Source organism: Skermania sp. ID1734 (genome assembly GCF_007489285.1).
GTDB lineage: Bacteria > Actinomycetota > Actinomycetes > Mycobacteriales > Mycobacteriaceae > ID1734.
Map to the genome: position 1 here is coordinate 96,692 of NZ_VLIY01000005.1, position 25,726 is coordinate 122,417.

The 25,726-nt window shown below is 65.7% G+C and carries 25 protein-coding genes and 1 pseudogene; 17 read left to right on the plus strand and 9 right to left on the minus strand.

Annotated elements, in window-relative coordinates:
• The first annotated feature begins 66 nt into the window (after positions 1 to 66).
• Positions 67 to 2,217, plus strand: a complete 2,151-nt coding sequence (locus tag FOS14_RS07815) for a phosphatase PAP2 family protein (RefSeq protein WP_143769736.1) — start codon at positions 67 to 69, stop codon at positions 2,215 to 2,217.
• Here the strand turns inward: FOS14_RS07815 and FOS14_RS07820 are convergent.
• Positions 2,164 to 3,372: a CdaR family transcriptional regulator gene (locus tag FOS14_RS07820; RefSeq protein ID WP_221936672.1), complete on the minus strand. Its 1,209-nt coding sequence runs from the start codon at positions 3,370 to 3,372 to the stop codon at positions 2,164 to 2,166. The two genes, FOS14_RS07815 and FOS14_RS07820, sit on opposite strands and share 54 nt — an antisense overlap.
• Positions 3,373 to 3,480: 108 nt before the next feature.
• Here FOS14_RS07820 and hpnC point away from each other — a divergent pair, with 108 nt between their 5' ends.
• The 7 genes from hpnC to hpnH are packed head-to-tail and all read left to right on the plus strand — an operon-like array spanning position 3,481 to position 12,049.
• Positions 3,481 to 4,386 (plus strand): squalene synthase HpnC, encoded by a 906-nt coding sequence (hpnC, locus tag FOS14_RS07825; RefSeq protein WP_143769737.1) that lies wholly within the window; start codon positions 3,481 to 3,483, stop codon positions 4,384 to 4,386.
• On the plus strand, positions 4,383 to 5,255 hold the full coding sequence (gene hpnD / locus FOS14_RS07830) for a presqualene diphosphate synthase HpnD (RefSeq protein ID WP_143769738.1): 873 nt from the start codon (positions 4,383 to 4,385) through the stop codon (positions 5,253 to 5,255). Before hpnC ends, hpnD begins: the two co-directional genes overlap by 4 nt.
• A complete protein-coding gene (gene hpnE, locus FOS14_RS07835) occupies positions 5,252 to 6,631 on the plus strand; it encodes a hydroxysqualene dehydroxylase HpnE (protein WP_143769739.1) in 1,380 nt (459 codons plus the stop codon). Before hpnD ends, hpnE begins: the two co-directional genes overlap by 4 nt.
• Positions 6,628 to 7,641, plus strand: coding sequence for a polyprenyl synthetase family protein (locus tag FOS14_RS07840; RefSeq protein WP_143769740.1), 1,014 nt, complete (start codon positions 6,628 to 6,630; stop codon positions 7,639 to 7,641). Before hpnE ends, FOS14_RS07840 begins: the two co-directional genes overlap by 4 nt.
• Positions 7,641 to 9,581: a squalene--hopene cyclase gene (shc, locus tag FOS14_RS07845; protein WP_143769741.1), complete on the plus strand. Its 1,941-nt coding sequence runs from the start codon at positions 7,641 to 7,643 to the stop codon at positions 9,579 to 9,581. Before FOS14_RS07840 ends, shc begins: the two co-directional genes overlap by 1 nt.
• Positions 9,578 to 11,044 (plus strand): 4-hydroxy-3-methylbut-2-enyl diphosphate reductase, encoded by a 1,467-nt coding sequence (gene ispH / locus FOS14_RS07850; RefSeq protein WP_143769742.1) that lies wholly within the window; start codon positions 9,578 to 9,580, stop codon positions 11,042 to 11,044. Before shc ends, ispH begins: the two co-directional genes overlap by 4 nt.
• Before the next feature lie 6 nt (positions 11,045 to 11,050).
• Positions 11,051 to 12,049, plus strand: coding sequence for an adenosyl-hopene transferase HpnH (gene hpnH / locus FOS14_RS07855; RefSeq protein ID WP_255450170.1), 999 nt, complete (start codon positions 11,051 to 11,053; stop codon positions 12,047 to 12,049).
• Here the strand turns inward: hpnH and FOS14_RS07860 are convergent.
• On the minus strand, positions 12,046 to 12,339 hold the full coding sequence (locus tag FOS14_RS07860; protein ID WP_143769744.1) for a metal-sensitive transcriptional regulator: 294 nt from the start codon (positions 12,337 to 12,339) through the stop codon (positions 12,046 to 12,048). The genes hpnH and FOS14_RS07860 overlap by 4 nt on opposite strands.
• A 140-nt stretch (positions 12,340 to 12,479) precedes the next feature.
• Between FOS14_RS07860 and FOS14_RS07865 the strand changes: the two genes are divergently transcribed.
• From FOS14_RS07865 to lon, 6 genes are all read left to right on the plus strand, one after another.
• Positions 12,480 to 13,364: a hypothetical protein gene (locus tag FOS14_RS07865; protein WP_143769745.1), complete on the plus strand. Its 885-nt coding sequence runs from the start codon at positions 12,480 to 12,482 to the stop codon at positions 13,362 to 13,364.
• 41 nt (positions 13,365 to 13,405) lie between these two features.
• Entirely contained in the window at positions 13,406 to 13,639 is a 234-nt protein-coding gene (locus FOS14_RS07870) for a DUF6480 family protein (protein ID WP_143769746.1), read from the plus strand.
• A gap of 15 nt (positions 13,640 to 13,654) precedes the next feature.
• Positions 13,655 to 14,455 carry a sulfurtransferase gene (locus FOS14_RS07875; protein ID WP_143769747.1) on the plus strand — a complete coding sequence of 267 codons (801 nt, stop codon included), beginning with the start codon at positions 13,655 to 13,657 and terminating at the stop codon, positions 14,453 to 14,455.
• A gap of 33 nt (positions 14,456 to 14,488) precedes the next feature.
• Positions 14,489 to 14,692 carry a type II toxin-antitoxin system VapB family antitoxin gene (locus tag FOS14_RS07880; RefSeq protein ID WP_143769748.1) on the plus strand — a complete coding sequence of 68 codons (204 nt, stop codon included), beginning with the start codon at positions 14,489 to 14,491 and terminating at the stop codon, positions 14,690 to 14,692.
• Positions 14,689 to 15,090 carry a PIN domain nuclease gene (locus FOS14_RS07885; protein ID WP_143769749.1) on the plus strand — a complete coding sequence of 134 codons (402 nt, stop codon included), beginning with the start codon at positions 14,689 to 14,691 and terminating at the stop codon, positions 15,088 to 15,090. The genes FOS14_RS07880 and FOS14_RS07885 overlap by 4 nt, the downstream gene beginning before the upstream one ends.
• 221 nt (positions 15,091 to 15,311) lie before the next feature.
• Complete coding sequence (gene lon, locus FOS14_RS07890) at positions 15,312 to 17,654, plus strand: endopeptidase La (protein ID WP_143769750.1); 2,343 nt, start codon at positions 15,312 to 15,314, stop codon at positions 17,652 to 17,654.
• A gap of 22 nt (positions 17,655 to 17,676) precedes the next feature.
• On the opposite strand, the gene FOS14_RS07895 is transcribed toward lon, so the two are convergent.
• The 3 genes from FOS14_RS07895 to FOS14_RS07905 form a co-directional block, all read right to left on the minus strand.
• Positions 17,677 to 18,657 (minus strand): phosphatase PAP2 family protein, encoded by a 981-nt coding sequence (locus FOS14_RS07895; protein WP_143769751.1) that lies wholly within the window; start codon positions 18,655 to 18,657, stop codon positions 17,677 to 17,679.
• Positions 18,657 to 19,349: a hypothetical protein gene (locus FOS14_RS07900; RefSeq protein WP_143769752.1), complete on the minus strand. Its 693-nt coding sequence runs from the start codon at positions 19,347 to 19,349 to the stop codon at positions 18,657 to 18,659. The genes FOS14_RS07895 and FOS14_RS07900 overlap by 1 nt, the downstream gene beginning before the upstream one ends.
• 82 nt (positions 19,350 to 19,431) lie before the next feature.
• Positions 19,432 to 20,364 carry an SAM-dependent methyltransferase gene (locus FOS14_RS07905; protein ID WP_143769753.1) on the minus strand — a complete coding sequence of 311 codons (933 nt, stop codon included), beginning with the start codon at positions 20,362 to 20,364 and terminating at the stop codon, positions 19,432 to 19,434.
• A gap of 102 nt (positions 20,365 to 20,466) precedes the next feature.
• On the opposite strand from FOS14_RS07905, the gene FOS14_RS07910 reads away from it, so the two are divergent.
• The 3 genes from FOS14_RS07910 to FOS14_RS25445 all read left to right on the plus strand — a co-directional run bounded on the left by FOS14_RS07910 (position 20,467) and on the right by FOS14_RS25445 (position 23,321).
• A complete protein-coding gene (locus FOS14_RS07910) occupies positions 20,467 to 21,123 on the plus strand; it encodes an MspA family porin (RefSeq protein WP_143769754.1) in 657 nt (218 codons plus the stop codon).
• Between the two features lie 72 nt (positions 21,124 to 21,195).
• Entirely contained in the window at positions 21,196 to 22,440 is a 1,245-nt protein-coding gene (locus FOS14_RS07915; RefSeq protein WP_143769755.1) for a bifunctional glycosyltransferase family 2/GtrA family protein, read from the plus strand.
• Positions 22,437 to 23,321: a rhomboid-like protein gene (locus FOS14_RS25445; RefSeq protein WP_370512189.1), complete on the plus strand. Its 885-nt coding sequence runs from the start codon at positions 22,437 to 22,439 to the stop codon at positions 23,319 to 23,321. The genes FOS14_RS07915 and FOS14_RS25445 overlap by 4 nt, the downstream gene beginning before the upstream one ends.
• A 10-nt stretch (positions 23,322 to 23,331) precedes the next feature.
• Here the strand turns inward: FOS14_RS25445 and FOS14_RS25450 are convergent.
• The 4 genes and pseudogenes from FOS14_RS25450 to FOS14_RS07940 all read right to left on the minus strand — a co-directional run.
• Positions 23,332 to 23,424, minus strand: a pseudogene (locus tag FOS14_RS25450) (hypothetical protein); the annotation flags it as partial.
• Between the two features lie 49 nt (positions 23,425 to 23,473).
• The gene (locus FOS14_RS07930) at positions 23,474 to 24,094 is read right to left on the minus strand and encodes a TetR/AcrR family transcriptional regulator (protein ID WP_255450152.1); all 621 of its coding nucleotides are present in this window, start codon (positions 24,092 to 24,094) and stop codon (positions 23,474 to 23,476) included.
• A gap of 13 nt (positions 24,095 to 24,107) precedes the next feature.
• Positions 24,108 to 25,262, minus strand: coding sequence for an acyl-CoA dehydrogenase family protein (locus FOS14_RS07935; protein ID WP_143769758.1), 1,155 nt, complete (start codon positions 25,260 to 25,262; stop codon positions 24,108 to 24,110).
• An 89-nt stretch (positions 25,263 to 25,351) separates the two neighbouring features.
• Complete coding sequence (locus FOS14_RS07940; protein WP_143769759.1) at positions 25,352 to 25,675, minus strand: hypothetical protein; 324 nt, start codon at positions 25,673 to 25,675, stop codon at positions 25,352 to 25,354.
• Between the last annotated feature and the right edge of the window lie 51 nt (positions 25,676 to 25,726).

Genomic DNA, 25,726 nt, shown 5'->3' on the forward strand with positions numbered 1-25,726 from the left:
CACGCGAGCCGCCAGCAACCCGCCGCGTCAGGCCGAGCCTGATCACACCGGCTGTGTTATGACGGAATGGTGGGTGCCAACACTGCGCTAGCCCAACCAAACCACGTCCAGCCGACGTCTGCGGCGACGCAACCAAAGCTGGTGCTGTGGCGGGACGTGCTCGTTGCGCTCGTGGTGTTCGGGTTCTACGCCGTGGTCCAGACGCTGGGTGGCGCGGTCCGCCGCGCCCAGGCCGATCAGCACGCGGCCGACCTCATCGGCATCGAACGCACGCTGCACATCGACATCGAGCGCAGCCTCAACGATTGGCTGGCCGGTCGGGGCTGGCTCGCCACGGCCGCCAATTACGAGTACGCGTTCACCTACATCGCCAGCGCGCTGATCCTGCTCGTGTACCTGTACACCCGCCGACCCGACGCGTATCCACGAGCGCGCGACTCGCTGCTGCTGCTCAACGTGCTCGGCATCGCCTGCTTCGCCCTGTATCCGGTGACCCCGCCGCGAATGCTGGAAAACTTGGGTTACGTCGACACGGTCAGCAACGGGCACACCTGGGGGTCGTGGGGCTCGCCGATGGTGGCCCACGCCAATCAGCTCGCCGCGATGCCGTCGCTGCATGTGGCCTGGGCACTGTGGGTCAGTGTGGTGCTGGCCCGGATTGCCGGCGGTCTGCTGTTTCAATTCATCAGTGCGATTCACGTGCTGCTCACCTGCTACGTCATCATCGCGACCGGCAACCACTTCGTCCTCGACGCCGTCGGTGCGGTTGTCTTTGTCGCGGTGAGCGTGTGGATCGTCGATCGCTGGTACGACTGGCGGGCGTCGTCGGCGTCGGCCATCTCGCCGGCCGACGCCTTCTTTCTCTACGTCGAGGACACCGGCGCACCGCAGCACGTCGGCGGCATGGTCGTGCTACGCCACCACGATCCGAACTCCGGGCCGACGCTGGCCGCGGTCCGCGAACTGGTTCGCAACGAGCTCAGCGCGCTGCCGCGGTTTCGGCAGCGGGTGGAGTTTCGTTCCCGCTGGCGCCGACCGCGTTGGGTCGGTATCGACGAGATCGACTGGGATTGGCACGTCATCGAACGCGATGTCGGTCCGCAGGCCGGCAACCCGGGGTTGAGCGCGGTCGTGGCCGAGCTGGCCGCGCAGCCGATGCCGCGCGACCGGCCGCTGTGGCGGATTGTGTTGGTGCACGGAATTGCGCCGGGACAGTCGGGCTTTCTGTTCCTCGTGCACCATGCGGTCGCCGACGGCATCGGCACGGTGCTGCAGTCGATGCGACTGCTGCGGCCGCGCATCACGCTGGGCGCGCCGTCGGAACCCGGGCCACCTCACGGTCGGCTGGCCATGGCAGCGCGAGCGCTGAAATTGGACACCGCAGCGCGAGCGCTGAAATTGGACACCGCGACCCGGGCCCTGAAAATCGCCGCGGCGGTCGCCGTGGGCATCGGCCAACTCGCCACCGACGGCAGTCCAGCACGGCGGCTGCCGGCAAGTTCCCGACTGCGAGACTTTGCCGTGTCCCCGCTGGAACTGGCGCGGTTGCGGGCTGTCGCTCGCGCTCATCAGGTCGGCGTCACCGACGTGTTGATCTGCCTGGCGGTCACCGCGGCTGTGTCCGTGCAGCCGCGCCTGCCCGAGTTGGTCGGCGGGACCATCCGCATCGCGATTCCGCGCATGGTGCGCGCGGCGACGAGCGAAGCGGAGGGAAACTTCACCGCGGCGGTGATGATCGATGTCGAGCTTCGTGATGAGCGAATCGAGGATCGGCTGCGGCGGATCCACTCCTCCGCCAGGCAACTGCAGTCCCCGACCCGCGCTCTCGCGGCGAGGTTCGTGATGGCGCAAGGCCAACGAATTCTGCCCGAGCCCGCCAAGCGGTGGTTCGCGCAAACCGTCTACGGCGCGAGCACCTTCCATGCGATCGTGTCCAACATGCCCGGCCCGAACCAGCAGTTGACGCTGGTCGAGGAGCCGATGGACCAGGTGTATCCGATCCTGCCGCTGGCCCCTGGCGCACCCTTGGTGGCAGGTGCATTGAGCTGGAACGGTGTCCTCGGTGTCGGTGTGGCGGCCGACCCGGTGTTGCTCGATGCGGCGAAGGTCGCGTCCGAAATCGAATGCGCGCTCACCGAGTTGGAGGCCACCACCGGTGATTGGTCAGGGAGCTCCCCATTCGAGCGCGAGGAACAGGCGGGCGCGGAATCGCGCTGAGTCGAGGTCGGCGCCGAACAGTTCGCGTAGTTGGTTAATGCGGTAGCGCACGGTCTGCGGATGAATGTGCAGGTCGTTGGCGATGGCTTGGCGGTCGCCCATGTGCCGCAACCAGGCCGCCAGGGTCTCGATCAAGCGCTCGCGCGCGCCCTCGGTCAGATGCTCGAGCGGGGCGAGCACCTGTTCGCGCAGCAGGCCGAGCAGGCGCTCGTCGCGGTTGGCGATGATGGTGTCGAGGTGGTCGCCGGTGAACACCGGATTCTCGGGAATGATGCCGCGCTGATGCAGGTGCATGGCCAGCGCAGCAAGTCCCATGCTCGCCGGCAACAAACGCAGCGGTACGGTGTTGCCGACCACGGCGCCAACCCCGGCCAGTCGTCGCCGTAACCGTTCGCGCTGGCCCGGAGCCCCGGCGTCGGGAACAATCATCCCGTAGCACTCGGGCCGGCGAATCGGCAGACAGGACATGTCCAGCAGGTCCAGGGCGCGGCAGGCGTCCGGATCGTCCACCTCGACGATGACGACGGCCGCCGCCTTCGGGAGCCGCCAGCCCGCGCTCTCGGCCGCAGCCCGGATCTGCACGTCATCCGCCCGGTCCGACAGCAGCAACTGGGCAAGTTGTTCGCGCTGGTGTTCGCGCGCCGCGCTGGCAGTGGCCTGCTCATGGACGTAGCCGCGTGCAGTGTTGGCCGAGAACTGGTCGACGAACATGAAGACCGCCTCGGCCAGCGACGCCAGGATGTGCGGCGCAAGCTCGAGTTCGAGCGCCGTTGCCGAAACGTGATGCCATGCGGCCCGCGCGCCAACCTGATAGGCAGCCAACAACTCCGAGAGTTCCCGGCCCTCCTGGAACTGTCGACGGCCGATCTCCTCGAGTACCACCTCGGCCTGGGAATCGCTGTCGGCGGACTCCGGCGCCGCGGCGACGCCATAGTGCGCGATATCGACCAAACGCCGGATGAAGACTGTTGCCGCATAACGAATCTCCGGGTGATCGCCGTCTAGAAATTCGGCAAAATCTGGGTAATCGATCGCCAAATGTTGGCGGACTTCAGCCAGGATGAGCGGCATCCGCTGTTCGAGCGCCCAGCCAAGATCATCGAGAGTCCGAAGATTCGGATCACGCGCGACTGTCACATCGGTGGTAATACCCACGAACCTAGCACTCCAAGCGATGAATTTGTCTGTCGCTGATAATTTTACGGCCCGGAAATCACTCCGTACCGAGCAGATTTATCCTCCAGGGTCGGGTGACCATCGGGTATGGCGATCGTGCGGGTCCCAGCCCATCACTCGTGTCCGCCGCAGCCCGCAGTGGCGGCGGCGGGTGGACAGTTCCGCGACCGCGAAAGCGGTGAGAATTTCCCCGTTGCGCTCCGGATGCTGCCGTCGGCGCGGCGGCGAGATCTACAGGCGGTGTACGCGGTGGCCCGGTTGATCGACGAAACCGGTGACACCGCACTCGGTGGACTGACGCCGACGCAACGCAGCGACTCCTTGATTGCCTTGCGCGAAGATCTCGCTCGGGTATGGACCGGTTCGCCGACGCATCCGGTACTGGCCGCGCTGGTGCCGACCGTCCGAGATCGAGGGTTGCAGCCCGAACCTTTCGAGCAGCTCATCGAGGCGAACCTGCGCGACCAGCGCATCACTCGTTACCAAACCTTCCCCGAATTACTCGACTACTGCCGGTTGTCCGCGAATCCTGTTGGACGCCTTGTCCTGGACATCTTCGGGCAGTCGACTCCCGACGCGGTACAACTTTCGGATCGGGTCTGCACCGCGTTGCAGTTGCTCGAGCATTGGCAGGACGTGAGCGAGGACTGGCACAGCGGCCGGATCTATCTGCCGAGTGAGGATCTCGACCGATACGGGGTGAATGAGGCTGCCCTGGGCGAGCATTCAGCGAATCCTGCGCTGCGTGAGTTGATGCAATTCGAAATAGCTCGAGCATCGGAGCTCTTGGACTCTGGCGCCGCGATCACCAGGCAGCTGACCGGGTGGGCCCGATTGGCCGTCGAGGGTTATGTGTGCGGCGGCCGAGCGACGGTTCGCGCGTTGCAGCGTACCGGCGGCGATGTGTTGGCTTGCGAAGCGCGACCGCGGAAAACGGATCTTTTACGGGCATGGGTGCAGCTGCGTCTGCGCGAGACGCGAGGTGGGCGATGAGCATCATCGACAGTTCCGAAATCGGTCCCGCCTATGTGGAGTGCGAGCGAATCACCCGCGAGCAAGCCAAGAACTTCTTCTACGGAATCAGACTGTTGCCGCCGCCCAAGCGCGGAGCGCTGAGCGCGGTCTACGCCTTGGCCCGCCGGATCGACGACATCGGCGACGGCGACCTGCCGGCCGCGCGCAAGGTGGCCGAGCTCGAGCGAACCCGCAAGGCATTGCAGCAGTTGGTCGACAACTCCGACCCGGTCCTCGCCGCGGTCGGCGACGCCGCCCGGCGCTTCCCCATTCCGCTGTCGGCGTTCGACGAACTCATCGACGGCGTCAGCATGGACGTGACCGGGGCCACCTATGAAGACTTTCCGCAGCTGGTGCGGTACTGCCGGTGCGTTGCCGGTTCGATCGGCCGGCTGTGCCTGGCGATCTTCTCCGGCACGTCCGACCCGACTGCGGCTACCTACGCCGACCAGCTCGGCATCGCCCTGCAGCAGACGAACATCCTGCGTGACGTCCGCGAGGACCTGAGCAACGGCCGGATCTATCTGCCCCGCGCCGAGCTGGCGCAGTATGGCGTCGATTTGATGCTCGACCCCGACGGCAATCTGGCCGACCCGAACGCCCGGCTGGCGGCGCTGCTGCGCCACGCAACCGCGCGTGCGGAGGACTGGTACTGCCTCGGCCTGCGGCTGCTCCCACTCTTGGACCGACGCAGTGCCGCGTGCTGTGCGGCGATGGCCGGCATCTATCGCCATCTGAACCGGCGGATCGGGTCAAACCCGGTTCTCGTGTACGACCGGCGGCTGTCGCTGTCGGCGTGGGAGAAGAGCCGGGTAGCCGCGCGGGCGCTGGCGGGAGGCTCCGCATGAGCGGTCACCGACAGCGTGTCGCAGTGGTCGGTGGCGGACTGGCCGGCATCACCGCTGCGCTGCACGCCGCCGACGCGGGGTTCACGGTGGAACTCTTCGAATCCACCCCCAGGCTCGGCGGACTCACCCATTCGTTCAAACGCGGCGAGCGCTGGGTCGACAACGGCCAGCACGTGTTTCTGCGCTGCTGCACCAGGTATCGGGCGCTGTTGAACCGCCTCGACGTCGCGCACCTGGTGCGACTGCAACCTCGGTTGGACATCACCGTGCGCGACGGCGACCGGGTGGGCCGGCTCAACCGATCGGTGCTGCCGGCGCCACTGCACCTGGCGACGGCCCTGGCCCGGTATCCGTGGCTGTCGATGCAGCAAACGGCGCTGTTGGCGCGCGCGGCACTGCTGCTGCGCAACGTGGATGCCGACGATCCGCGCAACGATGCCCAGACCTTCGGCGCCTGGCTGCGGCGGCACGGGCAGCGGCCAGGCACGATCGACGCGGTCTGGGACCTGATCGGTATCGCCACGTTGAACTGCCGCGCCGAAGACGCTTCACTGGCCGCCGCTGCCACGGTGTTCCAGCTCGGTTTGCTCAGTGACCGCACAGCAGCGGATATCGGGTGGTCCACCGTCCCGCTGCAGCGACTGCACGGTGATGCCGCGACCGCCGCACTGGAGTCCGCCGGCGTGACCATTCAGCTCCGGAACAAGGTTCGCAGCCTTGCTCGCGAAGGCGAGGGGTGGCTGCTCGGCAATGGTGGTGCAAGTGGGGCACAGCGCTACGACGCGGTAGTGCTTGCCGTGCCGCCCGACGCCGCCGAGCAGCTTCTCCCGTCGGGCGCGGTATCGCTGTCGTCCGGCTGGGCGGCGGGGCTCGGTTGCGCGCCGATCGTGAACGTGCATGCCGTTTTTGACCGGCCGGTACTCGACGAACCCTTTGTCGCGACCGTTGGCAGTCCGGCGCAATGGATTTTCGACCGCACCGAAATTGCCGGTGAAAAGCGCGGCCAATACCTGGCTGTTTCGGTTTCGGCCGCCGGGGAATTCGTGGGCATGACCAATGCGCAACTGCGGCAATTGTTTCTGCCGGAATTGTCCAGAATTTTGCCGCGGGCGCGTTCGGCCACGGTGCTCGATTTCTTCGTCACGCGCGAGCGCTGTGCCACGTTTCGGCCGGTCCCCGGGACGGCCGCCCTGCGCCCGCAGGCGCGAACGGCGTTGCCAGGGCTCTACCTTGCGGGCGCATGGACGGCAACCGGATGGCCCGCGACGATGGAAAGCGCTGTGCGAAGCGGAGAATCGGCCGCGGCGGCGCTTGTTGAGGAGTGGGGCGGCACCTCGATGGGGCGCCGACGGATTCGAGAGGTGGCACTATCGTGACCGCAACCTTGTCCAGCATCGAAATGGGTACCGGAGCGGTACTCGACACCTTGCATGACGCGGTGGGCAGGCTTGATCCCCAGCTACGGCGGATCGTCGGCTATCACTTTGGCTGGTGCGACGAGAACGGTCAGCGAACGGAGGCCAATGGCGGCAAGGGCATTCGTGCTCGGATGACGCTGCTGGCCGCGGCCGCGGCAGGTGGCGATCCGGTGGCTGCCGCGCCGGGTGCAGCGGCCATCGAACTGGTGCACAACTTCTCGCTCGTGCATGACGATCTCATGGATCGCGACACGATGCGCAGACACCGCCGAACGGTGTGGTCGCTGTGGGGCGACACGGCAGCGATCCTGGCCGGCGACGCGATGCTGTCACTCGCCCACGAAATACTTGCCGAACACCCTGTTGGTCACGCGGACTCGGCTCAACTGTTGCTCGCGCGCACCACCCGTGAGCTGATTCGCGGCCAGATACTCGACGTCGCGTTCGAATCCCGCTCCGACGTCACGGCCGCCGAGTGCTTGGACATGGCCGCAGCGAAGACCGCGGCGCTGCTGTCGGCCGCTGCCGCCATGGGCGGGGTGTATGCCGCCGCATCACCGGAAGTTGTTGCTGCACTGTCGAACTTCGGCCGCCACGTCGGTGTCGCCTTCCAGATCATCGATGACCTGCTCGGCATCTGGGGAGACCCGCACGTCACCGGCAAGCCGGTGTACTCCGACCTGCGCTCCCGCAAGAAGACGCTGCCGATCACCTGGGTGATCGAGCATGGCGGCGAGCACGGGCAACGGGTGCAGCGCTGGCTGACCGACGGGCACGATCCGACCGAGCCGGACCTGCGGGCCACAGCCGAATTGGTCGAGGCCGGCGGCGGCCGCGACTGGGCGCGCCGAGCGGCCCGCCGGGAGGCCGAACGCGCCGCGCAGGCGCTCGATGCCATCCCCGAACTCCGCTTGCGCGCAAGCGAACTCATCGTCCTTGCAGATCGACTTGTAGACCGGGAGGCATAGTGAGCCAGCCACAACTCGCCGACAGCGACGGTGACACTGGTCGCGCCGCAGCAGCACGCGACGGTGACACTGATCGCGCCGCAGCAGCACGCGATCGTGCTGTCGAGTTCTTGCGGGGGCTGCAGGACCCGGAGGGCTGGTGGAAGGGTGAGCTGGCCACCAACGTCACCATGGACGCCGAAGACCTGCTACTGCGTGAGTTTCTCGGCATCGGCTCCCCGCAGGTGCTGGAGGAAGCATCGCGCTGGATCAGGTCGCAGCAGCGCGCCGACGGCACCTGGGCGACCTTCGAGGGCGGTCCGGCCGATCTGTCGACCACTGTCGAAGCATGGGTCGCACTCCGTTTGGCCGGCGATGACCCGGCCGAGCCGCACATGGTCTCGGCCGCGCAATTCGTGCGCCGCGCGGGCGGCGTGGAGAACAGCCGAGTGTTCACGCGAATCTGGTTGTCGTTGTTTGGGCTGTGGTCCTGGGACGAGGTGCCGAGCCTGCCCCCGGAGCTTATCTATCTGCCAAAGTGGTTCCCGCTCAACATCTACGACTGGGGTTGCTGGGCGCGCCAGACCGTGGTCCCGCTGACGATCGTCTCCACCATCCGCCCGGTGCATCCGGTGTCGTTCGGCATCCGCGAACTGCACGCCGGCTCCGGTGGCGCACGCAAAGGCGGCTTCCTGCCGGACATTTCGATATCCGGAATCTTCCGGCAGATCGACCGTGGGCTGCACCTGTATTCGCGAGTGCCGGTACATCCAATGCGCGGAATTGCGTTGCGACAGTGTGCGGAATGGATCGTCGCCCGCCAGGAAGCCGACGGCGGCTGGGGTGGCATTCAGCCGCCCTGGGTCTATTCGCTCATTGCCCTCAAGCTCATGGGATATCCGCTCGACCATCCGGTGATGCGCGCCGGCATCGATGGCTTGGACGGCTTCACGATTCGTGAGTCGACGCCGCAGGGCACCGTCCGCCGGCTGGAAGCATGCCAATCTCCGGTGTGGGACACGGCCCTGGCGCTCTACGGATTGCTCGAGGCCGACCTCGATACCGACGATCCCATGATCGTGCGATCCACCGACTGGCTGCTTACCCAACAGATCGACGCGCCTGGCGACTGGTGCGTGCGGCGGCCGGACGTACCATCGGGCGGCTGGGCATTCGAATTCGCCAACATCAATTATCCAGATACCGACGACACCGCGATCGTGGTGCTTGCGTTGCAGCGGTTGGGATTCCGTCCCGACTGCAAGGAGGCCGTGGACCGCGCCGTCGAGTGGGTTATCGGCATGCAGTCCCGCGACGGCGGGTGGGGTGCGTTCGATGCGGATAACACTCGCGCGCTGGCCACCAAGCTGCCGTTCTGCGACTTCGGCGCGGTGATCGATCCACCGTCGGCTGACGTCACCGCACACGTGGTGGAAATGCTGGCGGCGGTGGGCCTGGCCAAGGATGTCAGTTGTCGACGCGGCGTGGACTGGCTACTGCGACATCAGGAGCCCGACGGTTCGTGGTTCGGGCGCTGGGGCGCCAATCACGTGTACGGCACGGGCGCGGTGCTGCCGGCACTGACCGCCAGTGGAATGGCCCCGGATGCCGAGCCCATTCGGCGGGCCGTGCGCTGGCTGGTCGAGCACCAGAACTCCGACGGTGGTTGGGGCGAAGATCTGCGCTCCTACCGGGATCCGCGGTGGATCGGGGTAGGCGCGTCGACGGCGTCGCAAACCTCCTGGGCGCTGCTGGCCTTGCTGGCCGCTCGCGAAGATGGACCCGCCGTGCAGAACGGCATTCGCTGGCTCATCGAGCAGCAACGCGACGACGGCGGTTGGGACGAAGATCTGTTTACCGGCACGGGATTTCCCGGCGATTTCTACATCAATTATCACCTGTATCGGCAGGTTTTTCCGATCTGGGCCTTCAACCGCTACCTGGAGAGGATGCAATCATGACCGGGGTTGTGTGTACTCCGCTGCGTAGCGAATGGGCAGCGCTGCACGGTCACATCACCGCGCCCCTGCTACGGACCGGCCGCGGACCGAGTAGTTGGCGCAATTCCTTTGCCAGTCCGGTGCTGGTTGCCGGAGTCGCTGGCGCCCTGGACAATTCGCTGCATCCGGGCGATCTGGTGGTGGCCACCGAGACCCGGGCGGCGGCGATAGGCAGCCCAGTTCGGTTGGCTCCCTTGCTGTACGGTGCGGCAAAGCGACGCGGCCTGCCGGTGCGACGCGGCCCGATCGTTTCCGACTACCGGGTGGCCCACGGTGCGCGTCGCGACGCACTCGCGGTCACCGGTGCGATCGCCGTGGACACCGAGTCGGCGTTTCTTGCGGCCCATGCGCCGCACGGCAAGACGGCGGTCTTGCGGACGATCGTCGACACTCCCACGGCGCCCTTGTTGCGGCCGGCGACCATGGCGAACGGCATCCACGCGCTGCGCACGCTGCGCGCGGCCGCGCCCATCATCGATGACTGGGCCCGGGCCACCGGGGATCGGGAAATCATTCTGGCCGCGCCCCGTTCCTTCTGCGCGGGTGTGGAACGGGCCATCGACATCGTGGAGCACGCGTTGAGCAAGCACGGCGCCCCCGTGTACGTGCGGCGCCAGATCGTGCACAACTCGCACGTGGTCAACGGCTTACAGCGGCGGGGCGCCGTCTTTGTCGGCGAGGTCGACGAGGTGCCCGAGGGCAGCGTGCTGGTGCTGGCCGCCCACGGCGTCGATCCGCAGGTCCGCGTCGACGCGGCCGAGCGGTCGCTGCGGGTCATCGATGCCACCTGCCCGCTGGTCGCCAAGGTGCACACCGAGGTTCGGCGGTTCGCCGACCAGGGCAACACGGTGCTGGTCATCGGTCACGCCGAACACGAGGAGGTGGTCGGCACCCGAGGGGAAGCGCCCGGCCAGGTAATAGTTATCGCCAACGTCGAAGAGGCCGAGCAGGTTTCGGTGCCGGACCCGCGGCACGTCGCCTACGTCACCCAGACCACCCTGGCCGTCGACGAGGCCGAGCAGATCGCCGCGGTCCTGCGCAAGAGATTCCCCCTGATCATCGCGCCGCGCACCGACGACATCTGTTATGCCACCACCAATCGTCAACACGCGGTGCGCGAGGTGGCGCGCGACTGTGACCTGATGCTGGTGCTCGGTTCGGAAAACTCGTCCAATTCGCGGAGATTGGCCGAGGTCGCCGAGGACTGCGGCGTGGAATCGCACCTGGTCGACGACTGCGGGTCGGTTGACTTGGCGTGGCTGCATGGCAAGAGCCGCATTGGAATTACCGCCGGCGCATCCGCGCCGCCGGCGTTGGTGGAAGAGCTTATCGCCGCGCTCTCCGGGCTGGGGCAAGTCCATGTCCGCGAGCAACGCGTGGCCGAAGAACGCATTCGTTTCATGATGCCCCGGGAGGTGAGTTGAGTGGCAATGCCACTTCATCAGTCAATTCGTCTTGGCACCTACCTTGCCAAGCAAAAGCTGTTGCGACGCGAGAAGTTTCCCATTCTCGTCGAGCTGGAACCGCTGTTCGCCTGCAACCTGAAATGCGCCGGGTGCGGAAAGATTCAGCATCCGCACACGCTGCTCAAGCAGCGGATGCCGGTGGAGCAGGCGGTCGGCGCGATCGAGGAATGCGGTGCGCCCATGGTGTCCATCGCCGGGGGCGAACCGTTGATGCACCCGCAGATCGATGAGATCGTCCGCCAGTTGCTGGACCGCGGCAAGATCGTGTTCTTGTGCACCAATGCGGTGTTGCTGCCCAAGCACATTCACAAGTTCACTCCGCACCGGAACTTCTCCTGGATGGTGCACCTCGACGGTCTGCGCGAGCGGCACGACGCGTCGGTGTGCAAGGACGGCGTGTTCGATCAAGCGGTTGCCGCGATCAAACAGGCCCAGGCCGCCGGGTTCCGGGTGATGACCAACACCACCTTCTTCGATATGGACAGCCCGCAGGACGTTATCGACATCCTCGACTACCTCAACGACGATCTGGGTGTCGACAACATGCAGATCTCGCCCGGATATGCCTATGAGAAAGCCCCGGACCAGGAGCACTGGCTCGGCGTGGATCAGACGCGGGAGTTGTTCCGCAAGGCGTTCGCGGACGGCCGGCGCAAGAAGTGGCGGCTCAACCACTCACCGTTGTTCCTCGACTTCCTCGAAGGCAAGGTCGACTTCAAGTGCACGGCGTGGGCTATCCCGTCGTACTCACTCAAGGGCTGGCAGCGGCCCTGCTACCTGCTCGACGACGGATACGCCAAGACGTACAAGGAACTGATCGAGGACACGGACTGGAACGCCTTCGGTCGTGGAAATGACCCACGCTGCGCAAACTGCATGGCGCACTGCGGATATGAGCCCACGGCAGTGGTGGCGACGCTCGGATCGCTACGGGAGACCATCAGGGCAGCGGTCGGGTCCTAGGACTTCATCACCAACCGCGAGATCGCGTCGGTGGCCTCCTTGATCTTGGCTTCGGCCTCGGGGCCACCGGCAACCGCCGCATCGACGACGCAGTGGCTGATGTGGTCTTCGAGCAACCCCATCGCAACGGCCTGCAGAGCCTTGGTCATCGCTGAGACCTGCGTCAGGATGTCGATGCAGTACTTCTCTTCCTCGACCATTCGCTGCAAGCCGCGCGCCTGACCCTCGATACGCCGGAGCCGCTTGAGGTAGTCGTCCTTTGCGCTGATATAGCCGTGGCTGTGGGTCATTGCCGCTCCTGACCAGTGAGATCCTCCGTCAAGCATACCCGCACCCGGTACCCGTGACGGCCCTGTCTTCCCGCGTTTGGGACCACTCTTCGGTTAGAGTACGGCTCGAGATGGCCGGAAATTGGTGGGGTAGACGGGCTATGGTGGCGCTGGTCTGCGCCGGTTTGCTCGCTGGATGCGCGCGCTCCGCGGCGTCCGAAGGTGCCTCCCCGCGCCCGGCTGCGGCACCTGCGCCCGCACCGCTGCTGCTGCCCGGCGGAGGCACGCAGGTATTTCCGAAATTTCGGGTCGTCGCCTACTACGGCACCGCCGGCGGACCTGGGATGGGTGTGCTCGGCTCCCAGCCGCCCGATCAGATTGCCGATCGCCTCAGCCAGGCGGCCGCCGCGTTCGCGACGCCCGGGCGTCCGGTGCAGCCGGCGATGGAGTTGATAGCCACCATCGCCGATCGGGCACCCGGCCCGGATGGTTCATACTCGCACAGCATTAACCCAGCTGTGGCCTGGGACTACTTGAAGGCCGCCCGGGCGCACCGGCAGTTGCTCATTCTCGATCTGCAGCCCGGCTATCGGGACTTTCTCGCACAGGCTCGGGAATGGGAACCGCTGTTGGCGCAGCCCGACGTGAGTCTCGCGCTGGATCCGGAGTGGCGAATGTCGGCGGGCGGTGTCCCCGGGATGCAGATCGGTCAGGTGTCTGCGGCCGAGGTGAACACCGTCAGCGCCTGGTTGTCCGGATTGGTACGCACGCACCACTTGCCGCAGAAACTGTTTGTGCTGCATGAATTTACGCCTGACATGATCACGGACATTGCCGCGGTGGCGGCCCATGCCGAGCTGGCGGACGTTCAGCAGCTCGATGGATTCGGCAGCTCGGCGGTCAAGATCGCCAAGTACCGGGATCTAGGGCGTCCGCAGCAATTCCACCTCGGATTCAAGCTTTTCTACACCGATGACATCGGGCTGTTGCCGCCGCCGGCGGTTTTGGGGCTGGCGCCTCCGCCCGATTACGTCAGCTATCAGTGATCCTGTCGCATTGACGTGGGCATTCGGGGTACTCGCCCGTTATGTCCACTGAGCGCTTTCCAGAACCCGGTTCGTCACCCGATCTCGAGCCCGGCGGTGGGGTTGCGCCCGGCGCGACGCCGCCCGAGAGTCCGCAGACGGCGGGGCTGTCCGCGTCCGAGCCGCGGACTCGGCACAACTTCCCGCCCACCGGCGGCTTCGCTCTCGTGCTGTCGGTGCTGCTGGCCGTGATCTTCGTCGCGGTGATTATCGCGCTGATAGTGACGCTGGCTTGAGTTAACGTCGCTGGAGTGATCCCTTCGTTCGTCGACTGGTCCTGGTGTGCCGAGCGCGCCGATGAACTTGTCCTCGCGGATGTCCGCTGGTACTTCGACAAGCCGGGACTTTCCGCATACGAATCGGGACACATTCCCGGCGCGGTGTTCATCGATCTCGACCGAGATCTCGCTGGAGCGGCGGGAGGTGTAGCAGGACGGCATCCACTACCGGAGCCCGACGTGTTTGCGGATGCAATGGGTCGCGCGGGAATCGATGGTCGAAAGCCCTTGGTCGCCTATGACGATGCTGGTGGCGTCATCGCAGCGCGATTGGTCTGGATGCTACGGGTCCTCGGCCACGACGCTGCGTTGCTCGACGGCGGATTGCAGTCGTACCCAGGCGCTTTGGAAACGGCGGCGCCGATGGTTGAGCCCGTCGCATTTTCGGCGTGTCCATGGCCGCCGGATGTCGTTGCCTCGATCGACGACGTCGCCGCCTTCGGTGGCGTTTTGCTCGACGCGCGGCCACGCGATCGGTTTCACGGCCTGGGTGCTGATGTCGATCCCCGCCGCGGTCATATCCCCGGAGCTGTCAGCGTGCCGTGCCGGGAGAACCTCGACCCGTCCGGGCGGCTGCGGCCTCGCGACGAGTTGCGCGCAATATTCGAGGCTGCGGGCGTCGACGGCGAGCGCGCAGTCATCTCTTATTGCGGGTCCGGGGTCACTGCCTGCCATAACCTGCTTGCTCTGGAGCATGCGGGGCTCGGGTCAGGGAAGTTGTTTCCCGGTTCATGGAGCGGCTGGAGCGCCGACCCGCGGCGGCCGATCGAATAGCTGGCCTCGAATGAGGCGGTGTATCGTTGGTGTATGACACGCACCAATATCGACATCGACGACTCGGCGTGTGAAACGATCATGCACCGCTACCACCTCGCCACTAAGCGTGAAGCGGTCAACTTCGCGCTGCGAACCGTCGCTGCCGAAGCCCTCGATGTCGACCAGGCCCGTCGCCTGCGCGGGTCAGGGTGGGACGCGGACCTCGACGAGCTACGGACCAGTCGCGTCGGATGATTCTGGTAGACACCTCTGCCTGGGTGGAATTTCTGCGGGATACCGGAAGCCCGGTATGTCTTCGCGTCGATGAACTTCTCACCGCCGAAATCGCGACGTGCCATCCGGTTCGCATGGAGTTGCTGGCAGGTGCACGCAACGACCGACACCTTCAAGACCTGCGCGGACTGTTGGCGCGTGCCGCGTTACTCGCTACGCTGCCCACCGACTATGAAGATGCCGCAGCGCTCTATCGCGCGTGTCGCCGAAAGGGCGAAACGGTCCGCAAGTTGATCGATTGCCTCATCGCTGCGCACGCGATCCGGTCGGACGTGCCGATCCTGCATGCAGACGCGGATTTCGACGTCCTCGCCCGGCATACCGAGCTCGTGATCGACAAGGCATCGAGCGGCGAATAATGACGGCCAGTTTCGGCCTCGCCGAAGTCGGTAAGGGCTCGGCATCGGTGAATCGAGGTCTATGTGCTCAGGCTCCAGTTACGGCCGAAAAGGCGCGCAGATTGTCTCGGATGACCGCGACTGGAGCGCCACCGCAATCGCTCACAGTGAACAGGCTCACGGAACAATCGGGCACAACCGGGGGTTGAGTAGGTGACGCTCAACTTCGAAAGGTTGAACCTGTGACCGAATCACTGCACTTACCAGTGCTTTTTCTGACCGACCCGGTGGTTCTGCCGGGAATGGTGGTGCCGATCGAACTCGACGAATCCGCGCAGGCCGCCATCGACGCCGCCAAAGCCGGCAGCGACAGCAAGGTGCTGATCGCGCCACGGCTCGAGCAGGGCTACGCCTCTTACGGCGTGATCGCCGAGATCGAGCAGGTCGGACGTATGCGCGGCGGCACACCCGCGGCAGTGCTGAAGGCCATCCAGCGCGCCAAGATCGGCCACGGCGTGACCGGCCCGGGCGCCGCGCTATGGGTCGAGACCGAACCTGTGGAAACCCTCGCTGCCGATGGACGGACCACCGAGCTTGCGGCCGAATACAAGAAGCTTGTGGTTGCCGTGCTGCAGCGTCGCGAGGCCTGGCAGATCATCGACGCAATGAACCGGCTCACCGACCCGTCCGCAATTGCGGACACGGCCGGCTATGCGCCGTACCTGACCGACGACCAGAAGCGCACACTGCTGCAAACTCCCGACGTCGCCGAACGGTTAACCCTGCTCATCGACTGGACCAAGGCCTACATCGCCGAGGCCGAGGTCACCGAGAAGATCAGCGAAGACGTGCGCGAAGGTCTGGAGAAGACCCAGCGCGAGTTCTACCTGCGCCAGCAACTCAACGCCATCCGCAAGGAGTTGGGTGAGGGTGAGCCCGAGGGAGCCGAGGACTATCGCGGCCGCGTCGAGGCCGCTGACCTGCCCGACGCTGTCCGGGAGGCAGCGCTACGCGAGGTCGGGCGGCTCGAGCGGGCCAGCGATCAAAGCCCGGAATCTGGGTGGATCCGGACCTGGCTCGACACGGTCCTGGAATTGCCCTGGACCGCGAAGACCACCGACAACACCGACGTCAAGGCTGCCCGCGCGGTTCTGGATGCCGACCACCACGGCCTCGATGAGGTCAAGGACCGGATGGTCGAGTACCTAGCCGTTCGTGCGCGGCGCGCCCAACGCGGTCTGGAAGTCGTGGGCGGTCGCGGTTCGGGTGCCGTCATGGTGCTGGTTGGCCCGCCCGGTGTCGGCAAGACGTCGCTGGGTGAAAGCGTCGCGCGGGCGTTGGGCCGCAAGTTCGTTCGCGTCGCCCTCGGTGGCGTGCGCGACGAGGCCGAGATCCGGGGCCACCGCCGTACCTACGTCGGTGCGATGCCGGGCCGGGTTGTGCGAGCCATCAAGGAAGCCGGATCGATGAATCCGGTTGTCTTGCTGGACGAAATCGACAAGGTCGGTTCCGATTACCGCGGCGACCCCGCGGCTGCGTTGCTCGAGGTGCTGGATCCCGCGCAGAACCACACGTTCCGCGATCACTATCTGGACCTGGACCTCGACTTGTCGGACGTGCTGTTCATCGCGACTGCCAATGTGATGGATACGATTCCCGGCCCGCTGCTGGACCGGATGGAGCTCATCACCGTGGACGGCTACACCGAGGATGACAAGGTTGCCATCGCCCGCGACTTCCTGCTGCCGCGGCAGCTCGAACGCGCGGCGCTGACGGTGGACGAGGTCAGCTTGACCGATGAGGCGCTGCGCGAGATGGCGGCCAACTACACGCGCGAGGCCGGCGTCCGCCAGCTCGAACGGTTGATCGCCAAGGCGTTGCGCAAGGCGGCAACGCAATTGGCGGGAGCGGAGCCTGCGGAGCGACCAGACGAGACAGCGATCGTCATCGGGGTCGGCGAGTTGAAGGAGTATCTCGGACGACCGCGGTTCACCCCCGAGTCGGCGGAGCGGACCGCCGTTCCCGGTGTCGCAACGGGTCTGGCCGTCACCGGACTCGGTGGCGACGTGCTCTTCATCGAGGCGAATGCCACCGACGGCGAGCGTGGACTGAAGCTCACCGGGCAACTAGGCGACGTGATGAAGGAGTCGGCGCAGATCGCATTGACCTACGTCCGCTCGCACCTGGCGCAGATTGGTGCCGAAGCCGGCTCGCTGGATCGCGAGATCCACGTGCACGTGCCTGCCGGAGCGGTGCCCAAGGACGGACCATCCGCGGGCGTCACCATGGTGACGGCGCTGGTGTCGTTGGCCTTGGGCCGTAACGTTCGCTCGGATGTGGGCATGACCGGTGAGGTGACGCTGAACGGTCGGGTCTTGCCGATCGGTGGGGTCAAGCAGAAATTGCTTGCGGCCCAGCGTGCGGGCCTGAAGACGGTCTTCATCCCGGCCCGCAACGAACCAGATCTCGACGACGTTCCCGCCGACGTGCTGGACGCTCTGGACGTGCGTCCGGTCAGCGATGTGCGCGAGATTCTCGCCTACGCAATCGAGTCTGCTGACGAAGGAGCAGTTGCCGCGGCGTAATTCCAGTTGAGCGCGTTGTTGTTCAGGACGCGACGGGCGTACCCGCCTGAACAACAACGCGTTCGGTCGGCTCCTCGATAACATCCGGGTCGCGTCGGCGCCCCTCCCACCACCGACAGACCAGAATCGCGATGAGCGTGTAGACCCAGCCCATGGCGATGTCGATGAAGTAGTGCTCGCCGCCGTAAATGAGCGTGAACGCCATAGCCAGCGGATAAAGCACCAATGCCATCCGCGCCCAGCGGTAGCGGACGTAGGGCCACACCGAAATCAGCACAAGCAGCGAAAATGCGGCATGCAGCGACGGCATGGCGGCGACCGGGTTGCTGTGCGCAGAGAGCCACACCGTGCTGGTGTCGAGCGGCACGACGCCGAACCCGAAGCCGGCGACCCGACGCACCGGTTCGATAATCACGGCTCCGGCCGACGCGTACCACGGCGGCGCTGCCGGGAGCAGCACGTAGGTCACCAGACCGAGGTAGGAGAGCACCAACACTCGCCGCATGTACTTGGCCCACACCGCGCGGGACCGCACGTAGAACACCGCGCCCAAGACCCACGGCACCACGAAGTGCGTCGAGTAGACGATTCCGGTGAACACCGTCCACCACGGCGGTTGCCCGCTGGACGGCAGCAGATGCTGCTGCAACCACACCGTCGGTATGGTCCCGTCGAACAGCCACCGTTCCACCGCGGCCGGTGCCTCCACCTGGACCGGCATACCGAGTTCGGCGGCGATTCCGCGCGTGAGGTCGTAGACCACCAGTGCGGCGATGAGCGGCGCCCAGTCGGCGATGACGCGCAGGTGTGCCCGCCACGGCCGATCGATCCGAAAAGCAATGATGCCCGCAACCAGCCAGGCCGCCTGATAGATCCGATCGGACGGCACTCCCCACGTCACGATCGTCACGACCAGCGCCGCAACGTAAGCCACCATGACGAGGTAGCGGACCAAGCGCCGCGTTCGCGACGAGTCTTGGGCGGCTACCTCGCCAGACGTCATCAGGGCAAAATACCCCGAACGTCGGCGTTTTCATCGGCAGGCGAGCCATTGGTCATCGCCGCGACGGCGAATCCTGGTCCGATCGATGCGGAGGCGACCAGGGAGGTGCGGTCGTCGGACCAGCCCCATTTCGTCCCGATGACGCCCGGCAGGTGCGCCGTGCCCCAGTTCTCGGCCGTCCCGTCGGCGGCAACGGGGCTCGCGGTGGCCATCCATCCAAGAATGGGCGAGGCGGGGTCGCTGCGCTCCTTGTCCAGCAGGAAGTTTGCGATGTCTGCGGCGCTGGTCAACGACGTGCCCCAGAATGATCCCCGGCTCGTGTTCGGTAGCTGATATTCAGCCGCGGTGGCGTCGATGGCGTTGGGATACTTATTGTCCAGCGCGCTCGCGGCATCGTTGTCGGACAATTGAATTGCGCGCTGGCTCAATGCGCGATCCGACGCTGAGCCGTCGCCGTGGCGCAGGACGTAGTCGACCAGATACAGCTTGATGATCGACAGCGCGGGGCGCGGTTGATTCGAATTGGCCGTGCCGGAGTCGGTTCCGGGAACCAATGAGACAAAAGCGAAGGACGTCCGCGAATTCATCGCAACCGGATGGACCGGCAGTGGTGCGGCGGACGCGACCGCGTTCACCGTCAGTCCGGTCGCCATCACCAGCAAACTCGCCGCCGGAACCAAAAGAATTCGCATCAATTTTCTCCGCACTCACTCGAGACAAGTGAGAGCAAGTATGTGCGGCGATGATCAAGAATTGCTCTCGTGACGCTGGCGGTTAGCTGTGAATCGCTGGCAATACCGCCGACATCATGCGATGACTGCGCAGCAGGGCACGCGCCCGCTCCTCGGTAGGGCGGCCGAGTTCATGCAAGACCTCATCGGCGTCGGTGCTGGTCACTGTCCACCCATGGTCGGCGAACCACTCCGGCGGGTCGCTTCGTCCCTCATTGGAATATCGCAAGCTGCTGACGTCGAGCTGTATCCCGAACCTGTCCAACGTCCGGGCGCGCTCCGCGCTGAATTGCCTTGCTGCGGTTTCGGCGTCGGCGGTCGCGTAGTTTGCGGCAAATCTACTGTTGCAGGCACTGAGCGCAACGACATTGTCGAAGAGCCGGTCCTGGTCCGCTGCGGGCAGGTAACCCAACAATCCTTCCGCGAGCCAGCTGGTCGGTCGGTGTGGATCGAAACCGCGGGCTACTAGGGCGGTCGGCCAGTCGTGGCGCAGATCGATCCCCACATGTCGACAGTCGGCCTTGGCGACAACGGAATTCGCACTGAGAGTGGCGGCCTTGAACTCCAGCATCTGCGGCTGGTCGATTTCAAATATCGTGGTGCCGACGGGCCAGTCCATGCGGTACGCGCGCGTATCGAGCCCGGAGGCAAGAATGACGATCTGCCCGATATCGGCGGCCATGGAGTCCTGAAAGTAGCTGTCGAAATAGCAGGTTCGCGCGACCATGAAGCCTCCGCCAGCCCACTGCCGCGCGGTTTCGCCGGGCATCTCGGCGATCATGGTGTCGGCCTGGTCGAGGAGCCGGGCCCACCGCTTGTCGGCCGCCCGTACCAGCATTTCCGCGTACGGATCGTGGAACAACGCATCGGGTCGACGGCTGGCGAGGGCGCGCATGGTGGCGACCGCGGTCGCGGTGGCGCCGACGCTCGTGGTGACGTCCCAGGTGTCGTTCTCGGTCCGGCCGTTGCTGTCCATGGCTCAAGCTAACTCCGGCGAGTCAAATGGCCAGTACTTGCGGTCGAATCGCTTAGGCTTTGGTGAGCTTTGTTAAGTGGCTGACGTGCGGGGACGATATCCATGGAACTACGGCGTTGGGCAAGTCGGACAACCGCTGCGGCAAGCACCTGCGGCGCCCTCATTGCTCTTGTGGTGGGCGGCGGTGCCGCGGGCGCGGACATCGCGGGTGCATCTCGAAGCATCGCGACTCCGGACGGGCAAGTGACGGTGAACCTTTCGGGGATAACGGTGACGAAAGTCCCCCCGCTCACCGGAGACCCGGTCGGCACGGAAGGCTTTGTCACGGCCGCCGCTCAGGGCACTGTCACCGGCGGGCACGCAATCACGGGTGGCCACCTCGAGACCGGCTTTCAGGTCGCGTGTGCCCTCGACGTGAGCGACGGGGTGAACCTAGGGCTCGGCAGTTCCTTCGGCCCCTCGATCGGTTACGGCTGGGACGGCGGCCAATCGATCTGGAACGGCGGCCCGAACTTCTCCATCGGCGGCTCGGTGGGACCGACCATCGGCATCACCCTGAAACCAGGCACCATCGTCGAAGTCGTGCTGGGCAAGAAGGATGTAAGCGGCACCGTTGCGTCGGCGAGCTACGACCAGGCGCATCTGCACGCCGACGGGTGCGCGGGGCAAGTGATGGTGCGTCCGTACGCGGTTTACACCGCTTCCACCGCGACCGCGGATCACACGGTCGCGACGTATGCCGACCCGCAACCGCTGTAGCTCGCGTGGTTCCCAGCTTATTGCCAGCTTGCCCGCAGGCTGGTCGCAGCGCGAGGCCCGATCGTTAGTGCCATGACGAGCTTGCTGGACACCGCTGCGGATCGCTTCCGCCCCATCGATGCCGCCGCCACCGGGATCTCGCTGCGCACAGCGACCGTCGAGGTGGTGATCCCCGTGTACAACGAGGAAGACGACCTCGAGCGTTGTGTGCGACGCCTGCACGGGTACCTGTCAGCGACGGTCCCGTACCGGTGGCGAATCACCGTCGCGGACAACGCCAGCACCGACTCGACTCTTGATGTGGCACAGCGCCTTACGCGTGAATTCGACAACGTCGCGGTTCGTCACCTCGACCTGAAGGGCCGCGGCCGCGCGCTCAAGACGGTGTGGCTGGAGTCCGACGCCGACGTGGTCGCATACATGGATGTGGACCTGTCCACCGACCTGGCCGCGTTCATGCCGCTGATCGCGCCGCTGTTTTCCGGGCACTCCGACGTGGCGATCGGTTCCCGTCTGGCCCGCTCGTCCCGGGTGGTGCGGGGCGCGAAGCGCGAGTTCATCTCCCGCAGCTACAACCGGATTCTGCGCACCTCGCTGCACGCTCGCTTCTCCGATGCGCAGTGTGGTTTCAAGGCGCTGCGCACCGACGTCGCCCGCCGGATTCTGCCGCTGGTCGAGGACACCGGCTGGTTCTTCGACACCGAATTGTTGGTGCTGGCCGAACGCGCCGGCCTGCGCATTCATGAGGTGCCGGTGGACTGGGTCGATGACCCGAACAGCAGCGTCGACATCATCGACACCGCGATCAAGGACCTGCAGGGCTGCTGGCGAGTCGGCCGGGCGCTGGCCACCGGTGCGCTGCCGATGGCTGAGCTGCGGGCCAGCCTCGGTCGCGAACCGGAGGTCGCTGGCGTGCCGACCGGGATGGTCGGTCAGCTTGTCCGGTTCGGCGCGATCGGCATCATCTGCACGCTCGCCTACGCGGTGCTCTACCTCGCGTTGCATGCCCCGCTCGGCGCTCAGGGTGCCAACGTCGCCGCGCTCGTCATCACCGCGGTGTTCAATGTGGCCGCCAACCGGACCTTTACCTTCGGTGTCCGCGGCCGCGACGGCATGGCCAAGCAGAACGCGCAAGGCCTCGCGGTTGTCGGGCTCGGTATCGCGTTGACCAGCGGGTCGCTCTGGCTGCTGCACCAGCTGCTGCCCACCGCGTCCAATCATCTCGAGTTAGCGGTGCTGATCGTGGCGAACCTCGTGGTCACTGTGAGCCGCTTCGTCGCCTTCCGCTGGGTCTTCACGCACGCCCCGACACGATGAGGACCGCCCTCCGACTGATCAAGGAATACTTCGCCGCCGCTCCCGCGTCGCTGGTATACCTGTTCACCATTCTGGTGACCTGGTGGACGCTGCGCGGGGCCGACGAAAAGATCAGTCATCGGGTGATCGTGGACGCGTCGACCAACCTGCACAACATGCGCAAAGAACCGTTGCAGGTGCTGGTCGCGTCGGCGTTTTGGATGGACCAGGGCAGTAACCCGATCCCGGTGATCATCGAGTTCCTCGTCATCATGGTCGCCGCCGAGCGCTGGCTCGGGACGCTGCGCTGGATCGCTACGTTCGCGCTCGGACACATCGGCGCCACCTTGATCACGGTGACGGGCATCGCCTATGCCGTGTCGCATCACTACATCGACGCGCGCTCGCTCATCCACACGTCCGATGTCGGCTACAGCTACGGCTTCATGGCGCTGACCGCGATGCTCACCTACCGATTCCGGGGACTCTTCCGATTCGCTTGGGCGGCAGGGCTGATCGTGATCCTCGCGATCGCCGCATGGCGCGGCCAGACGTTCACCGACTACGGCCACCTCACTGCGGCTGCTCTTGGATTCGTGGCCTACCCGGCCGCGCACCTGGTAGCGAAGGGCTGGCGCCGCACCAGGTTCAGTCGCCGGCGTTCCGCCGCCGCTCGGCCTCGCGCTGACGCGCCTCCTCCTGCCGCTGCGCCTCGCGACGCTGCGCCGCAGCCCGCTCCCGGAGAGCCTGCAGAAATGCCTCGTCGTCCTCAGGATTCTGCGCCACCTGACGACCTGGACGGTCGTACTCCGAGAACCGGGTATTTGACGCAAGCCGAGACGGGCCAATCGGACGACCAGCAAACAACCACAGCAGCGACCCGAGCAGCGGCATCAGGATAATCACCAGCACCCAGCCGATCTTCGGCAGATTTCGGATCGCCGCGTCCGGGGCCATCAGTGCGTCCACGAGGCAGTACACCCATAAGACGACCGTGACCAGCATGAGTAGCGCGTACGGCACGGCGACCCCCCGTCTCAACTGAGTATTTGCGTCACATTACCGCAGCATTACTCCCGTCGAGGGCGGGAAAGGTCTGCTCGATAATCGCGAGCAGCGTGTCGTTGAGCAGCTGTTCGGCCTGTTCGCGGGTCAGGCTGCCGCGTCGAATCCATTCCCGCCCAGCGGCTTTCACCATGCCACCGTAGGCGCGGACCGCTGCGAGCGCCGCCGGTCGTGGGGCGGGAGTGCCGAGTAGGTCGAGGACGTGCTCGGCGGCAGCTGTGTCTGCGTCATCGAGAATCGCCTGCACCTCAGGGTCGTCGCCCACGCCTTCGGCACCCATCACCGCCACCCAGGTTTTGCCGTGCCGCTCGATCACGTCGAGCAGCCATCGGACGCTGTGGGCTGCCCGCTCGCGTACGGAACCGTCGGGGATCGTCAGCGACCGGGGCGGGATCGTGGTCATTTGCCGAACCACGGCCAGGTACAGGTCGCGCTTGGTGCCGAAATAGTGGTTGATCAGCCCGCGAGCCACCCCCGCCTCGCGGGCGAGGTCTGTGGTGGACACCGCTGCGTAAGGCCGTTCGCCGAACATGCGGATGGCGCAGCTCAGGATCTGTTCCCGGCGTTTGTCGGGTTCGAGCCGGCGGCGCGGAGAAGGCGGGCGGGTCACGTCGATGGATCCTTTACAGCGTGCGGGCGATGAGTTCCTTCATGATCTCGTTCGAGCCCGCCAGGATGCGCAGCACCCGCGCGCCGGTGTACAGCTGCGCTATCGGATATTCGGTCATGTATCCGTATCCGCCGAACAACTGCAGGCACCGGTCCACCACCACGCCGAGTTGATCGGTGAGCCAGTACTTGCTCATTGCCGCCGCGGCGACATCGAGTTCGCCGGCGAGGTGACGCTGGATGCAGTCGTCGAGGAAGGTCCGGCTGACCCGGGCGATGGTGGCGCACTCGGCCAGCTCGAACTTGGTGTTCTGCAACGCGAACAGCGGTTTGCCGAAAGCCTCACGGCCCTTGGTGTATTCGACGGTCAGCTCGACGGCGCGTTCCATCATGGCCACCGCCATCACGGCGGTCACGAGCCGCTCTTGGGCGAGCAGCTGCATCATTTGGTAGAAGCCCTGGCCTTCGGCCTCGCCGAGGAGGTTCGTGGCGGGCACTCGCAACCCATCGAAGAACAACTCAGCGGTGTCCTGGCCCTTGCCGCCGATCTTGGACAGGATCCGCCCGCGCCGGAAGCCAGGTGTGTCGTCACCCACCTCGGCGACGATCAGCGAGACGCCGGCGGCGCCCTTGGTCGGATCGGTCTTGACCGCGAGAATGATTGCGTCGCAGAGCCACCCGTTGCTGATGAAGATCTTCGAGCCGGTGATGACGTACTCGTCGCCCTCCCGGACCGCGCGCGTCTTGATGTTCTGCAGGTCCGAGCCGGTGCCCGGTTCGGTCATGCCGATGGACAGAACGTACTCGCCGCTCGCGGCCTTCGGCAGGATCCGCCGCTTCAGTTCTTCGGAGCCGAAGTGATGAATGTAGGGCGCGATGATCGCACTGTGCACTGGGGTGCCCATCGCGCCGTCGCCCGCGTAGCACTGCTCCTCGATGATCGCCGCCTCGTGCGCGAAGGTGCCGCCACCGCCGCCGTACTCCTCGGGTATAGCGGCGCAGAGCAGGCCGAGCTCGCCAGCGCGTCGGTAGAGCTCGCGGTCAGGGTGGCCCTGTGCAACGTACTTTTCCTCGTTCGGCACAACCTCTTTGGTGAAGAAGTTGCGCGCCAATTCGCGGACGGCTTCGGTTTCGTCGTCACTCCACGGCGCTCGGGATCGTCGCGACATGGTTCCTCCCTCGATGCACGGACTGCCTGTGCATGAGCGTGACACCTTATTGGCAGGATGTCAATAAGGTGTCACGAGAGGGATCGGACCTACGCCGCAACCGGATGAAGCTTCCGACGCGCCGCCGGGACCTTCCATGCGTCGAGCACCGCACGCAGCGCCGGCTGCTCTGCTGCCAGCTCTGCCCACAGGGCTCGCGGGTCAGCCCAGTCCTCGGCGACGCGATCGAGCTTCGCTTCGTAGTGGACATTCCAGCGATGCTGCAACGCGAGCAGGACCCCGCTGAGCCCGCCGAAGAGGCGGTCGACGTCCGGAAGGTCGGCGAACAGCATGGGATCGGCGGGGTTCGCGGCCGCCCGCGTCAGCACGGTTTCGATGATGTCGTTGCGAGCGTGCACGTCTTGCCAAGTCATTTCTCTTTCCCCTCTCGCGGGACCGGCTTCGGGTCGGCCGGTGATTGACTT

What these genes read in the sequence shown, in the direction of transcription:
- FOS14_RS07905 (WP_143769753.1), bottom strand. Translation starts at nt 20,364, where the DNA reads ATGGACAGCAACGGCCGGACCGAGAACGACACCTGGGACGTCACCACG.
- hpnH (WP_255450170.1), top strand. Translation starts at nt 11,051, where the DNA reads ATGCCACTTCATCAGTCAATTCGTCTTGGCACCTACCTTGCCAAGCAA.
- hpnE (WP_143769739.1), top strand. Translation starts at nt 5,252, where the DNA reads ATGAGCGGTCACCGACAGCGTGTCGCAGTGGTCGGTGGCGGACTGGCC.
- FOS14_RS07910 (WP_143769754.1), top strand. Translation starts at nt 20,467, where the DNA reads ATGGAACTACGGCGTTGGGCAAGTCGGACAACCGCTGCGGCAAGCACC.
- FOS14_RS07935 (WP_143769758.1), bottom strand. Translation starts at nt 25,262, where the DNA reads ATGTCGCGACGATCCCGAGCGCCGTGGAGTGACGACGAAACCGAAGCC.
- FOS14_RS07885 (WP_143769749.1), top strand. Translation starts at nt 14,689, where the DNA reads ATGATTCTGGTAGACACCTCTGCCTGGGTGGAATTTCTGCGGGATACC.
- FOS14_RS07815 (WP_143769736.1), top strand. Translation starts at nt 67, where the DNA reads ATGGTGGGTGCCAACACTGCGCTAGCCCAACCAAACCACGTCCAGCCG.
- FOS14_RS07915 (WP_143769755.1), top strand. Translation starts at nt 21,196, where the DNA reads ATGACGAGCTTGCTGGACACCGCTGCGGATCGCTTCCGCCCCATCGAT.
- FOS14_RS25445 (WP_370512189.1), top strand. Translation starts at nt 22,437, where the DNA reads ATGAGGACCGCCCTCCGACTGATCAAGGAATACTTCGCCGCCGCTCCC.
- hpnC (WP_143769737.1), top strand. Translation starts at nt 3,481, where the DNA reads ATGGCGATCGTGCGGGTCCCAGCCCATCACTCGTGTCCGCCGCAGCCC.
- FOS14_RS07870 (WP_143769746.1), top strand. Translation starts at nt 13,406, where the DNA reads ATGTCCACTGAGCGCTTTCCAGAACCCGGTTCGTCACCCGATCTCGAG.
- FOS14_RS07900 (WP_143769752.1), bottom strand. Translation starts at nt 19,349, where the DNA reads ATGCGAATTCTTTTGGTTCCGGCGGCGAGTTTGCTGGTGATGGCGACC.
- FOS14_RS07940 (WP_143769759.1), bottom strand. Translation starts at nt 25,675, where the DNA reads ATGACTTGGCAAGACGTGCACGCTCGCAACGACATCATCGAAACCGTG.
- hpnD (WP_143769738.1), top strand. Translation starts at nt 4,383, where the DNA reads ATGAGCATCATCGACAGTTCCGAAATCGGTCCCGCCTATGTGGAGTGC.
- FOS14_RS07860 (WP_143769744.1), bottom strand. Translation starts at nt 12,339, where the DNA reads ATGACCCACAGCCACGGCTATATCAGCGCAAAGGACGACTACCTCAAG.
- FOS14_RS07865 (WP_143769745.1), top strand. Translation starts at nt 12,480, where the DNA reads ATGGTGGCGCTGGTCTGCGCCGGTTTGCTCGCTGGATGCGCGCGCTCC.
- FOS14_RS07880 (WP_143769748.1), top strand. Translation starts at nt 14,489, where the DNA reads ATGACACGCACCAATATCGACATCGACGACTCGGCGTGTGAAACGATC.
- ispH (WP_143769742.1), top strand. Translation starts at nt 9,578, where the DNA reads ATGACCGGGGTTGTGTGTACTCCGCTGCGTAGCGAATGGGCAGCGCTG.
- FOS14_RS07895 (WP_143769751.1), bottom strand. Translation starts at nt 18,657, where the DNA reads ATGACGTCTGGCGAGGTAGCCGCCCAAGACTCGTCGCGAACGCGGCGC.